Genomic DNA, 12,412 nt, shown 5'->3' with positions numbered 1-12,412 from the left:
CAGTTTCCCTTATTCAGGTTATAAATACTTTACTTAGTTTTAGATGGCTAGATAGCTGAAATGACAAGGCGTATTTTTTAGCTTTATTTCTAGGTTCATTTTATAGCTCCACTTTTTAGCGCCAATTATAATGATGATAAATATATGAAACAAGATACTAAAATAATTAATGCCGGACGTAGTGCTAAATGGACTAATGGTGTGGTAAATCCGCCAGTAACACGCGCTTCGACTGTGGTATTTAATACTGTAGCTGAAATGAATAACGCCGTTGCCAACCGACATAAGCAAACCATGGTTTATGGTCGCCGTGGTACTAATACATCGTTTGCTTTCAGTGACGCTATGACTGAATTAGAAGGCGGAGTAGGTTGTGCATTATACCCATCAGGTACAGCAGCAATTACCAATGCTATCTTAGCTTTTGTTAAACAAGGCGATCATATCTTAATGGTAGATAGTGCATATGAGCCAACGCGAGATTACTGTGATAAAATATTAGCTAAAATGGGAGTAAGTACTACCTATTATGACCCTATGCTTGGCGCTGATATTGAAGCGCTGATTCAAGATAATACCAGTCTTATTTTCTTAGAGTCCCCTGGATCAATTACCATGGAAGTACAAGATGTGCCAGCCATCAGCGCTGTTGCCCATAAACACGATTGTATTGTTATGCTTGATAATACTTGGGGCGCAGGTATTAACTTTAAACCATTTGATTATGGCGTAGATGTTAGCGTACAAGCGGCAACCAAATATATCGTAGGTCACTCTGACGTCATGTTAGGAACAGCAACCGCTGTTGAAAAGCATTGGCCACAACTTCGTGATTACAGTTATTTGATGGGGCAATGTACATCTCCAGATGATTTATACCTTGCTTTGCGCGGTGTTCGCACACTTGGTGTTAGATTAAAGCAGCACCAACAAAGTGCTATGAAAGTAGCGCAATGGTTACAGCAGCGTCCAGAGGTGGCTAAAATACTGCACCCAGCGTTTGAGTCCTGTCCGGGTCATGAATTTTTTCAACGTGACTTTGAAGGCTCAAATGGTTTGTTTTCTTTTGTGCTAAATTGCGGTAATAAAGCGGCATTAACTGCATTTCTAGATGGCTTGCATCACTTTAAGATGGGTTATTCATGGGGGGGGTTTGAAAGTTTAATTTTAGGTATTACTAATGTAAATGCTATTCGTAGTGCAACAACCTTTGATTGTGAGTTTCCATTAATACGATTGCATATAGGTTTAGAGGATGTTGATGATCTGATCAGTGACTTAGAGCAAGGCTTTATCGAGTTTAACCACGTGCTCACTAACGCAGCAATGACTTAAAAACACTTCACTTAGATTGATTAACTTAAGTGATTAAAAGCTAGGTCGATACCATTCGCACTAGCTTTTTTACATGTTTATCTGTTTTCAGTGATATATTTTAAGCGTTGTTGGTTGAAGCTAATTTAACGACATAAAACAAACAGTCATTTATTGCTGTATTTTTATTGGTAGTGGCTTTAAATAAACGTAAGTTATGTCGGCAAACTAACTGATTTTCACGAGCATAAAAATACTCATTCAACACATCAGTGCCGACTTTATCGATAAGTTGTAAGCTGTTTAGGCCATTACCATCAATCCAGCCCAGCATTTCATCTTGGAGAGCGCTACCAAAATTAAAACATTCAATATTATCTTTAAGGGTAACGCCGCTATATCCTTCGTCATGTTGGGCGTATGAAAGTTTAATATCGGGTTTAAGTTGTAACCTCAACGGGCGATAAATAACTTCTACTGGTTTTTCTTGGTGGATATAGCCAATACTCTCACAGCTTGCTACTTGGCTTATGCCAGAAAAAGCAATTTCATGAGCTTGTTCATCCTGACAGCCACCACATTCAATGGTAATAAATGGGCATTTGAAGTCTTGCTCCATTATAGAACCTATTTTTAAGTCAGATAAAATTAACGTTTGGCAAAAAAGAGAAGCTAATGACAATGTTTCTGTGGTCACAACAGAGCTTATTGCGAAAGTTGGCCCTGAGCTTGACGAATTGTGAAGGTCGATCACCATTTCTGGTTTTACTTCACTTATTGCTTGCTCGATTAAAGAAGCGCGTTGGCAGTAACCTTTTTGCGCATCAAGGTATTCAAAATAACAATTTTTACCAAAACACCGATTAATATCCATGCCACCATCAATAAATCGTTTACTAAAGAGCGGGCGAGAAGTCGCAGCTTCAATTGAGCAGATAATAAAACGTAAGTTTGTCGCTGGTTTTTTTTGTGGGACTATTTCAGTTAAATAGCGATGCAGAGCGATTAAACCGGAAGGTTCATTACCATGGAGTAAGGTGGTAAATACACGGCACTTATCTTGGTTTTCTCCTGTAACATCGATCACGGTTGGGCCAGTCATAGATAGCAGGAATTGTTCATAATCCGCATGTAAATCTCGCCACGTTGGATCTTGTAAATAGTTTATTTCGCTAAAATCTATATCCATAGTTTTGCCTATGTTATTTTTTGACTGATGCATTTACATCTTCGATCTACTAAGCATGTCACAGTTGTAATAACTAGGATGTTGATTAAGGTCAATAAATTGTAGTAAAGGGGTGATTTATATTTTTTTGACGGTAAACTAAAGGCTCATTAACTAATAACGTATTTAGAGCTATCACTATGAGTGAAGAAACTATATTTTCTAAAATTATTCGACAAGAAATCCCAACACCATTGCTGTACCAAGATGAACTAGTTACAGCTTTTCGAGATATAAGTCCAAGAGTTGATAGTCATATTTTAATCGTGCCGAATAAACTTATTGCCACTATTAATGATGTCACCAATGAAGATGAATTAACGTTAGGGCGTATGATTACAGTTGCTAAGAAGTTAGCTAAAGAAGAAGGTATTGATGAAAATGGTTACCGATTAATCATTAATTGCAACAGTGATGGTGGTCAAGAGGTTTACCATATTCACATGCATCTATTAGGTGGCCAGCCGTTAGGTCCTATGCTTTGTGTTTAAAAATTCACAATATATCGCTACATATCATGGTGAGTATGCGATAAGTCGTCGGAATACTAAGGTCAAAGGCAATGAAATCATCTAATTATTAGCGCATACTTTGACTTAGTACCCTTTAAATGGTTAATTTTGTGAATTGGAAAGAATTACTAGAAAATAGAAACCGCTTATTTTGGCTAGCGCATACTGCGGGTTGGTTTGGTTTTGCTTTTGTGCATTACCTCGGCTCATTGCAGCATGATTTGCGTGATATTTTTGTGGTAATCATTTTTCTGAACGCTTATGCCGGTTGGTTGTTTACTGTACCGCTACGTTATATCTATCGTAAAGCATGGAACTTTCCTCCCATCAAAATCGCCTTAGTTGTGATACTTTCTTCCTACTTTACTGGTGTATTGTGGCAAATAGTTAAAAATATCAACTATTGGGAAATCTATAAGCACGGCTATGAACCTAAATTTTGGTATATGTATACCCAATCGACCTTAGGCTCCTTTTACATTATTTTAAGTTGGAGTGGTCTTTATTTTGGTAGTAAATACTATCAAATGTTACAGATTGCAAAGCAAAATGTACTTAAAGCGAATGCCGTGGCACATCAAGCTCAATTAAAGATGTTGCGTTATCAACTCAATCCACACTTTTTGTTTAATACACTTAATGCTATTTCAACCTTGATTTTGGTCGAAGAAAACAAAACCGCTAATTCTATGGTAACTAAACTCAGCGAATTTTTACGTTATTCTTTAGATAAAGACCCTCTGAAGAAGGTGACTCTGCAAACTGAAATACAAGCATTACAGTTGTATTTAGCAATTGAAAAGGTTCGTTTTGAGGATAGGTTACAGCTGGATTTTCAAATAAACGATGACTGTCAACAAGCATTAGTCCCTAGCATGATTTTACAACCCTTAGCTGAAAATGCGATAAAACATGCAATAGCCGTGCAGGAGCAGGGTGGTAGTATTACCATTTCAGTTTATCGCTTTGCCGACGACTTATTAATTGAAGTTGCTGATAATGGCCCGGGCGCTGATATCATAAACGGAAATTTGCACCGTGAAAGCGGGGTCGGTTTAGTCAATACGCGTGAACGTTTACAAGCCTTATATCATGAAAGATTTTCATTAGTTGTTTCCCATAATCAACCTACTGGTGTTAAAGTAAATATTCGAATGCCATTTCAGTTAAGCTAACTATAATAAGCAAGCATTATCTAGTTTTTTCTGAAGCGCTGAGATAGTTTAGGTGGACCCATTAATTAGGAAGTTTTATGTCGCTATCAACCATTATCGTTGATGATGAGCCGCTCGCTCGTAAAGGTTTGGCAATACGTTTAAAAGCACATGATGACATTGACGTTATTGAGCAATGCTCTAATGGCAGAGAAGCACTTGAAGCAGTACGGGCTTACCAAGTTGACTTAATGTTTCTTGATATTCAAATGCCAGGCCTTAATGGCTTTCAAGTACTAGAGAGTATTATTGAACAGGGCTTAGCTATGCCGGTGGTTGTCTTTGTTACCGCATTTGATCAATACGCATTAAAGGCGTTTGAAGTACACGCACTTGATTATTTATTAAAGCCCGCCGATGAAGAAAGGCTCGCACAAACAATTGATAAAATACAACATTACTTTAAAAGTAGTGCTGACACCGCTCATAAGTCTAAATTAGTACGCTTAGTGAGCGATGTTACGGGCAACGATTATCAGAAAATTTTAACAGAGTTAGAAAATAATCAAGAATTATCCTTATCAAGCTATTCTGATGTATTGGCGATAAAGGATGCTGGCGAAGTTAGCCGAGTACCAGTAAAAGATATTCTTTGGATTGACGCTGCTGGTGATTATATGTGTGTGCATACCTTGGAAAACAAGCAAAATATAATTAAAGAAAATACTTACATTCTTAGAAAAACTATGAAAGAACTCGAGGCCTGTTTAGATCCAAAGCAGTTCATTCGTAATCATAGATCTACCATAGTTAATAAAAATGTTATTGATAAATTTTGTAGCCAAGTTAATGGTGAGTATTTTTTAGTATTGAAAAATGGCAAAGAATTGAAAGTGAGTCGTAGTTATAAAGATAAAGTCAAACAAGCTGTTAATAGTTAATAGTTCGGAATAATAAAAATGCAGATGCATTTTCGACAAAGACATTGAAAATAAAAAGGCCCTATGTCGATAACATAGGGCCTTTTTGAGTCATAACTATTACTTATTAGTTAAGGTGCTTTTTAGTGACTGTTAACACTTTTAAGGTGTTTGAAGCACCAACAGTTTCCATGATATCACCGTAAGTTAAAATCAATTTATCACCAATAACTAAATCAATATTGCCACTTACCGCTTTTAATATCTCATTAGATAAATTGTCATTGTTCACATCAGTTGAATCGAATTCAATGGGATAAACACCACGATAAATTGCTGTTTTGTTCAATGTTTTACTATGGCGAGACAAAGAGAAAATAGGCAAGCCCGAGGTAATGCGAGACATTATTTTACTGGTCTGACCGGACTCTGTCAGTGCTATAATCGCTTTAACGCCGTTTAAGTGGTTGGCGGCATACATAGCTGATAGGGCGATGGTTTCCGATACTTCACTAAAAGTCAGTTCAATTCTGTGACTAGACGAATTTACTGAGCGATGTTGTTCAGCACCTAGACAAACATTGGCCATAGCTGTCACGGTTTCTACAGGGTATTTACCTGCAGCAGTCTCTGCCGATAACATCACCGCATCTGTACCATCTAATACAGCGTTTGCTACATCCATTACCTCAGCACGCGTTGGCATAGGCTGCTCAATCATAGTTTCCATCATTTGCGTTGCCGTGATCACTACGCGGTTAAGCTGGCGAGAGCGAGCAATAATATGTTTTTGTTTACCGACTAATGCAGCATCACCAATTTCAACACCTAAGTCACCACGAGCGACCATAACGACATCGGAGGCTAAAATTATTCCATCAAGAATAGCGTCATCATTTACCGCTTCCGCACGTTCAATTTTTGAGACTAAACGAGCATCACAGCCAGCTTCTTGGGCAAGTAAACGAGCTTCGCGCATATCTGCTGCATCACGAGGAAATGATACCGCTAAGAAGTCGACATCAATTTTGGCAGCAAGCTTAATATCTTCTTTATCTTTGAGTGTTAACGCAGGTGCTGTTAAACCACCACCTTGGCGGTTAATGCCCTTATTATTTGATAATGGACCGCCAACAGTGACTATTGTGAACACTGAAGACTCAGAGGTTGATAACACTTTTAATTGTACGCGACCATCGTCTAGTAATAATATGTCACCGGTATTAACATCTTGTACTAATTTTTTATAATCAATACCTACTTTTTCTTGGCAGCCTTGACCTTTTTCTAGGTTGGCATTTAATTCAAATTTATCACCAATGGCCAATTTAATCGGGCCACTTTTAAAGGTAGAAACACGGATTTTAGGCCCTTGTAAATCACCCAATATACCAACATAAATGCCAAGTTCTTTTGCTATTTCTCTGACATTGTTTGCCCTATCAATGTGATCTTGCGGAATACCATGAGAAAAATTAAGTCTAACCACGTTTACACCGGCAGCTAATACATTTTTTAAAACTTCTCTATCGTCAGTTGCAGGACCTAAGGTAGCAACAATTTTTGTTCTTCTAGGCATGTTAATCCTCTTACGTTTTTGATTACGTTTAAATAGGTTTATCGATGGTAGTACTGATGGTTGAAAGATAGTTTCAAATATCAGCGACTATATATTTGGTCTTTTCTTGTTAATCTTTTCTTTCAAAGCGCGAACTTCTTAAGCTATCTTTTACTTTTTTCAAGTTGTCTCTAAATTTGCTACCACGACGTAAAGTAAAGCCGGTGGCTAAAACATCAATTAGGGCGAGTTGAGCGATACGTGATGACATCGGCATATAAAGGTCAGTATCTTCACAGACATCAACAGTAAGCACTATGCTACATTCCTTAGCCAGTGGTGTACCTTTAGTGGTAATACCAATAACAGTGGCGTCGTTTTCTTTTGCTAAACTGGCCACTTCAACAAGTGATTTTGTCCGACCAGTGTGCGAAATCACAATAACCACATCACCCTGGCGACTATTTATAGCACTCATACGTTGCATTAATATGTCATCAAAATAAACCACAGGCACATTAAAGCGGAAAAACTTATTTTGCGCATCATGGGCAACAATGGCCGAAGCACCTAAACCAAAAAATGAAATTTTGTTAGCTTGGGTTAATAGATCAACCGAACGATTGACATCATTTGCGTCTAAGCTTTTACGGGCTAATTCAAGGCTGGCCATGGTAGATTCAAAAATCTTGTCGGTATATTCTTCCGCGCTATCATTTTCATCGACATGACGGTTAACGTAAGGCGTACCATTGGCTAAGCTTTGCGCTAGATGTAATTTAAAGTCAGGGTAACCTTTAGTGTCTAAACGACGACAAAACCGATTAACGGTAGGCTCACTGATATTAGCTTGTTTGGCAAGTGCTGCAATACTAGAGTGTATAACGGTGCTTGGTGACGCTAAAATGACTTCTGCTACTTTACGTTCAGATTTACTGAGCATGTCTAGTTCGTTAGTGATCTTTTCTAATATGTTCATTATGGATTGATCCTAGATCTTGTTTATCTTCATTTATAAAGCTTGTTAATCTCACTTTCAAAGTAAGTTTTAAACGATATTTCAATGATAGCCTGCATCAATTTAGAGGCTATTTTATCTATACTGTAATTTATTTTCTGCCTAAGGAACAGAAAAAATGAAATTTTATTTCATAATAAAAGATGGTATTAAGTCAAAACTGGTAAAGTTTGCAGGATATTTACTCTTTAAACTGCACAGTACTTACCTCAATAGCAGTAATATCGTTATTATTACCTTTCTCATCTAGTATATAAGCCAATTATTCTTTGAGATAGTTATTTATGTAGTAAAATTACAAAAAGTTCTTTACTGTCAGTTAAACAAGCGCTAAATTAGCTGTATATGTAGTTTAGTTACAACTAATTGTTTTACGGTAAGTTCACTAGCGCCTAGGCTTGAGTGAAGGTTTAAGTAAAATTAAAGCAATAAATTTTATATAAGAGAAATGCTATGAGTAAGTTAAATGGTCAAGCAGCGAGTGAAATCGTCATTTTTGGCGCCTTAGGTGACTTATCACGACGTAAGCTATTACCCGCACTTTATCAATTGGAAGTCTGTGGTTTAATCAATAAATATAGTCGTATAGTAGGTGCCGCAAGACAAGATCATAGTCTTGAAGAATTCAAAAATATTGTTGTCGAAAATTTAAATGACTTTGTTAAAGAAAAAATAGATGAACAAGTACTAGCACGTTTCATTAATCGTTTGGTTTATCAACAATTAGACTTTAAAGACAGTAGTTCATTTAATCACTTAGGTGATGCACTTGCCAACGGTAATGATACTCGAGTTTATTACTTTTCAACACCACCTGCTATCTATGGTGATATCTGCCAGGGCTTAGCTCACGCCAGTTTAATTAACGATGCTGATCGTGTTGTTATGGAAAAGCCCATTGGGCACTCCCTAGAATCTTCCATTGCCATTAATAATCAAGTTTCTGATTATTTTAAAGAAAATCAAACCTACCGTATCGATCACTATTTAGGTAAAGAAACCGTATTAAACCTATTAGTACTTCGCTTTGCCAATTCATTATTTACTAATAACTGGGATCGTAACAGTATTGATCATGTGCAAATTACCGTAGCGGAAAGTGTCGGTATTGAAGGACGTTGGGGCTTTTATGACGAAGCTGGGCAATTGCGCGATATGGTGCAAAATCACTTATTGCAAATCTTGTCGCTATTGGCCATGGAGCCACCTGCGGACTTAAGTGCAGAAAGTGTTCGCGCGGAGAAACTTAAAGTTGTTAAAGCCTTAAAAGCAATTAATCGAGACAACATTAAAGATAAAGTTGTTCGTGGACAATACAGTGATGGTTTTTTAGAGGGCGCACCTGTACCTGGTTACTTAAATGAAGAAGGGGCTAATACCAACAGTAATACCGAAACATTTGTTGCGATAAAGGCCGAAATAGATAACTGGCGCTGGAAAGGCGTACCATTCTACCTTCGCACCGGTAAACGTATGCCTAAGAAACACAGTGAAATAGTGGTGCACTTTAAACAACAACCTCATAATATTTTTAAAGACAGTTACAGTGATTTACCCGCCAATAAATTAACTATTCGTTTGCAACCGGATGAAGGGGTTGAGTTACAAATGATGAATAAGATCCCTGGTATTGCTTCACAGATGAATATTCAGGAAAACAAATTAGATTTAAGTTTCTCTGATACCTATGGCGACGAACGTGTAGTTGATGCTTATGAGCGCTTAATGCTAGAAGTGTTAAATGGTAATCAATCATTGTTTGTAAGTCGTGATGAGGTGGAAGCCGCTTGGATTTGGGCTGACAGCATCATTGAGTCTTGGAAAACCACTAATGAAACACCTAAGCCTTATGCTGCAGGTTCTTGGGGGCCAGTATCTTCTATTTCTCTAATCGCGCGTGATGATCGCCAGTGGGTTGAATAATGCACCAGTTAACAGAATTCTCAACACGTAATGATTTAGATGTCTCTTTGGCACAATCAGTGAGTGAAATACTTGCACAAGCAATTAAACGTAAAGGTAAAGCAAGTATCGCCGTATCAGGTGGTTCTACACCGAAAGGATTTTTTAAGGTGTTATCACAAAGTGATATTGACTGGTCAAAAGTGACCATCACTTTAGCAGATGAACGTTGGGTGGCAATTGATAGTCAAGACAGCAATACCCGTTTAGTACATGAAAATTTACTACAAAATAATGCTGCAGCAGCGAATTTTTTCCATTTAAAACAAGGTGAAGAGTTTAGTGATGAGACGCTCAACGATTTAAATATTGCTGCTAAAGCAACTTTATTGCCGCTTGATGTGTTGATTTTAGGTATGGGAGAAGACGGACATACTGCATCACTATTCCCGTGTAGCGACGAAATTAATGTGGCTCTTAATGAGACAAACGATGCAGCACTGCTGAAAGTTCAACCTAAAACAGCGCCGCATCAACGTATCAGCTTTACTTTTGCTAGCTTAATCACCAGCAAAAACATTTTCCTTCATTCATGTGGAGAAGGAAAGAAGACGGTATTAACACAAGCGTTAAATGGTGATGATTTGCTTGAAATGCCGATCAGAGCATTTTTACAACACCCTAGCTTAAACACTCAAATTTTTTGGGCTCCATAACTCACTTGTAAAATAATACCAATAACATTAAGTTCGTGATCTTGTTGTGCATAGGAAAATAAATCAGGGCAAGGCACTCGATTGAGCAATAATTCAATGAAATTGGTATAAGTTTAAGTATTAAATAAAATTATATTAAAAGTAAAAGTATATAAGTTGAGAGAGTAAATGAAACAGCAAATAGTAGATATAACCGACAGAATTATAAAACGTAGTGCTAAAACGCGTGCTGAATATTTAGCGAAAATTGATGTGGCAAAATCAGACACAGTACATCGTGCAGGATTATCATGTGGTAACTTAGCTCACGGTTTCGCTGCCTGTGGCAAAGAAGATAAAGCATCGTTACGCGGCATTCAACACTCAGATATCGCTATTGTCACCTCTTACAACGATATGCTTAGTGCCCATCAACCGTACCAAGCATACCCAGATATTATCAAAGCTGCAGTTAAAGATTCCGGTGGCGTGGCACAAGTTGCTGCAGGTGTTCCTGCCATGTGTGATGGTGTTACGCAAGGTCAACCAGGTATGGATCTTAGTCTGATGAGTCGTGATGTAATCGCCATGTCAACGGCTGTAGGTTTATCTCACAATATGTTTGATGGTGCATTAATGTTAGGTATCTGTGACAAAATTGTCCCGGGTTTACTGATCGCAAGTATGACATTTGGTCATTTACCTACAGTATTTGTTCCTGCGGGGCCGATGCCTTCAGGTCTGCCAAACAAAGAAAAAGCCCGTGTGCGTCAACAGCATGCCAAGGGTGAAGTAGATGAGGTAGCGTTACTTGAGGCTGAATCTGCATCCTATCATTCTGCCGGTACTTGTACTTTCTTCGGCACAGCAAACTCTAACCAGCTAGTTGTTGAAGTGATGGGTTTACATTTACCCGGTGCATCGTTTATTGCACCTAATACACAACTTCGTGAAGAATTAACAAAGGCTGCTGCTCGTCAGGCGACGCGTTTAACCCAGCAATCGGGTAACTATATGCCGATTGGGAAAATGGTCGATGAACGTTCAATTGTTAACGCAATTGTTGCCTTATTAGCTACGGGGGGCTCAACGAACTTAGTCATGCATATTATTGCTTTTGCTAAAGCGGCGGGCATTATTATTAACTTCCAAGATTTTAATGACCTTTCTGAAAGCGTTCCTTTATTAACACGCATTTATCCTAATGGTCATGCTGACATCAATCAATTCCAAGAAGCTGGTGGTATGGCGTTACTGTTCCGTGAACTTATTGAAGGCGGATTGGTCTTTGAGGATGTAGAAACCATCTGTGGTCGCGGTTTAACTCGATACACTAAGAAGCCTGTGCTAGATAATGGAGAGCTTAAGTGGGTTGATTGCGTTGAAAAGTCACTTGATGATGCAATTATTGCAACCGTTGCTAAGCCATTCAGTTCTCATGGTGGTTTACGCGTGATGAAAGGTAATTTAGGTGTTTCTGTTATTAAAACTTCATCACTTAGAGAGGGCAGCTTTGCTATTAACGCTCCTGCAGTTGTTTTTGAAGATCAACATGAATTACAGACGGCATTTGACGCAGGTGAACTCGAAAAAGATTTTGTTGCCGTAGTAAGATTCCAAGGGCCTAAAGCGCGTGGTATGCCTGAACTACATAAATTAACGCCATTGTTAGGTGTGCTGCAAGACAAAGGTTTTAAAGTTGCCCTGCTTACTGACGGACGTATGTCTGGCGCATCAGGTAAGGTACCTGCAGCCATTCATTTATGCCCTGAGGCACTTGATGGAGGCTTGATTGCTAAGGTTCAAGCAGGTGACATGATTAATCTCAATGGTGAAACTGGTGAGTTAACATTGCTTGTTGATGAGCAGGAATTAGCCAATCGCAAGGCTGCTATATTTCAAGTTAATGGCCACCATGAAGGTATGGGGCGTGAGTTATTTGGCTTTATGCGCCGTAACTTGAGTTCAGCTGAAACGGGTGCGTGTTCGTTGTTCGACTCATAATCACTAGCAATAAGAGTGAAGAACAGCAAACGCTTAAGCAGTCGAATATTTAACTACTTATCAAAATTAATAATATATAAAATTCAGCGTTTATTTAGCCTTTTGGT

The 12,412-nt window shown here is 38.2% G+C and carries 10 protein-coding genes; 7 read left to right on the top strand and 3 right to left on the bottom strand.

Going from position 1 to position 12,412, the window contains the following annotated elements:
* Window positions 1–144: 144 nt before the first annotated feature.
* Window positions 145–1,335 (top strand): cystathionine beta-lyase, encoded by a 1,191-nt coding sequence (locus tag GAB14E_RS01985; RefSeq protein ID WP_033084301.1) that lies wholly within the window; start codon window positions 145–147, stop codon window positions 1,333–1,335.
* Between the two features lie 100 nt (window positions 1,336–1,435).
* Here GAB14E_RS01985 and GAB14E_RS01990 read toward each other — a convergent pair whose 3' ends face one another.
* Entirely contained in the window at window positions 1,436–2,503 is a 1,068-nt protein-coding gene (locus GAB14E_RS01990; RefSeq protein WP_033084300.1) for a M14 family metallopeptidase, read from the bottom strand.
* Window positions 2,504–2,682: 179 nt separating this feature from the next.
* Between GAB14E_RS01990 and GAB14E_RS01995 the strand changes: the two genes are divergently transcribed.
* The 3 genes from GAB14E_RS01995 (at window position 2,683) to GAB14E_RS02005 (ending at window position 5,149) form a co-directional block, all read left to right on the top strand.
* Window positions 2,683–3,033, top strand: a complete 351-nt coding sequence (locus GAB14E_RS01995) for an HIT domain-containing protein (protein WP_033084299.1) — start codon at window positions 2,683–2,685, stop codon at window positions 3,031–3,033.
* A 119-nt stretch (window positions 3,034–3,152) separates the two neighbouring features.
* The gene (locus GAB14E_RS02000) at window positions 3,153–4,229 is read left to right on the top strand and encodes a sensor histidine kinase (protein WP_081967914.1); all 1,077 of its coding nucleotides are present in this window, start codon (window positions 3,153–3,155) and stop codon (window positions 4,227–4,229) included.
* A gap of 77 nt (window positions 4,230–4,306) precedes the next feature.
* Window positions 4,307–5,149: a LytR/AlgR family response regulator transcription factor gene (locus tag GAB14E_RS02005; protein WP_033084298.1), complete on the top strand. Its 843-nt coding sequence runs from the start codon at window positions 4,307–4,309 to the stop codon at window positions 5,147–5,149.
* A gap of 106 nt (window positions 5,150–5,255) precedes the next feature.
* Here the strand turns inward: GAB14E_RS02005 and pyk are convergent, their stop codons facing one another.
* Together pyk and GAB14E_RS02015 are read right to left on the bottom strand one after the other, a co-directional pair.
* A complete protein-coding gene (pyk, locus tag GAB14E_RS02010) occupies window positions 5,256–6,707 on the bottom strand; it encodes a pyruvate kinase (protein ID WP_033084297.1) in 1,452 nt (483 codons plus the stop codon).
* A 109-nt stretch (window positions 6,708–6,816) separates the two neighbouring features.
* Complete coding sequence (locus GAB14E_RS02015; protein WP_033084296.1) at window positions 6,817–7,665, bottom strand: MurR/RpiR family transcriptional regulator; 849 nt, start codon at window positions 7,663–7,665, stop codon at window positions 6,817–6,819.
* A gap of 492 nt (window positions 7,666–8,157) precedes the next feature.
* Here GAB14E_RS02015 and zwf point away from each other — a divergent pair, with 492 nt between their 5' ends.
* The 3 genes from zwf to edd all read left to right on the top strand — a co-directional run bounded on the left by zwf (window position 8,158) and on the right by edd (window position 12,305).
* Complete coding sequence (gene zwf / locus GAB14E_RS02020) at window positions 8,158–9,627, top strand: glucose-6-phosphate dehydrogenase (RefSeq protein ID WP_033084295.1); 1,470 nt, start codon at window positions 8,158–8,160, stop codon at window positions 9,625–9,627.
* Window positions 9,627–10,322 (top strand): 6-phosphogluconolactonase, encoded by a 696-nt coding sequence (gene pgl / locus GAB14E_RS02025; protein ID WP_033084294.1) that lies wholly within the window; start codon window positions 9,627–9,629, stop codon window positions 10,320–10,322. Before zwf ends, pgl begins: the two co-directional genes overlap by 1 nt.
* Before the next feature lie 168 nt (window positions 10,323–10,490).
* Window positions 10,491–12,305 carry a phosphogluconate dehydratase gene (gene edd / locus GAB14E_RS02030; protein ID WP_033084293.1) on the top strand — a complete coding sequence of 605 codons (1,815 nt, stop codon included), beginning with the start codon at window positions 10,491–10,493 and terminating at the stop codon, window positions 12,303–12,305.
* Window positions 12,306–12,412: the final 107 nt, after the last annotated feature.

Source organism: Colwellia psychrerythraea, from assembly GCF_000764185.1.
Taxonomy (GTDB): Bacteria; Pseudomonadota; Gammaproteobacteria; order Enterobacterales; family Alteromonadaceae; genus Colwellia; species Colwellia psychrerythraea_B.
This window is presented reverse-complemented; position numbering and strand designations above follow the sequence as displayed.

What these genes read in the sequence shown, in the direction of transcription:
- pgl (WP_033084294.1), top strand. Translation starts at nt 9,627, where the DNA reads ATGCACCAGTTAACAGAATTCTCAACACGTAATGATTTAGATGTCTCT.
- zwf (WP_033084295.1), top strand. Translation starts at nt 8,158, where the DNA reads ATGAGTAAGTTAAATGGTCAAGCAGCGAGTGAAATCGTCATTTTTGGC.
- GAB14E_RS01995 (WP_033084299.1), top strand. Translation starts at nt 2,683, where the DNA reads ATGAGTGAAGAAACTATATTTTCTAAAATTATTCGACAAGAAATCCCA.
- GAB14E_RS01990 (WP_033084300.1), bottom strand. Translation starts at nt 2,503, where the DNA reads ATGGATATAGATTTTAGCGAAATAAACTATTTACAAGATCCAACGTGG.
- pyk (WP_033084297.1), bottom strand. Translation starts at nt 6,707, where the DNA reads ATGCCTAGAAGAACAAAAATTGTTGCTACCTTAGGTCCTGCAACTGAC.
- GAB14E_RS02000 (WP_081967914.1), top strand. Translation starts at nt 3,153, where the DNA reads ATGGTTAATTTTGTGAATTGGAAAGAATTACTAGAAAATAGAAACCGC.
- GAB14E_RS01985 (WP_033084301.1), top strand. Translation starts at nt 145, where the DNA reads ATGAAACAAGATACTAAAATAATTAATGCCGGACGTAGTGCTAAATGG.
- GAB14E_RS02015 (WP_033084296.1), bottom strand. Translation starts at nt 7,665, where the DNA reads ATGAACATATTAGAAAAGATCACTAACGAACTAGACATGCTCAGTAAA.
- GAB14E_RS02005 (WP_033084298.1), top strand. Translation starts at nt 4,307, where the DNA reads ATGTCGCTATCAACCATTATCGTTGATGATGAGCCGCTCGCTCGTAAA.
- edd (WP_033084293.1), top strand. Translation starts at nt 10,491, where the DNA reads ATGAAACAGCAAATAGTAGATATAACCGACAGAATTATAAAACGTAGT.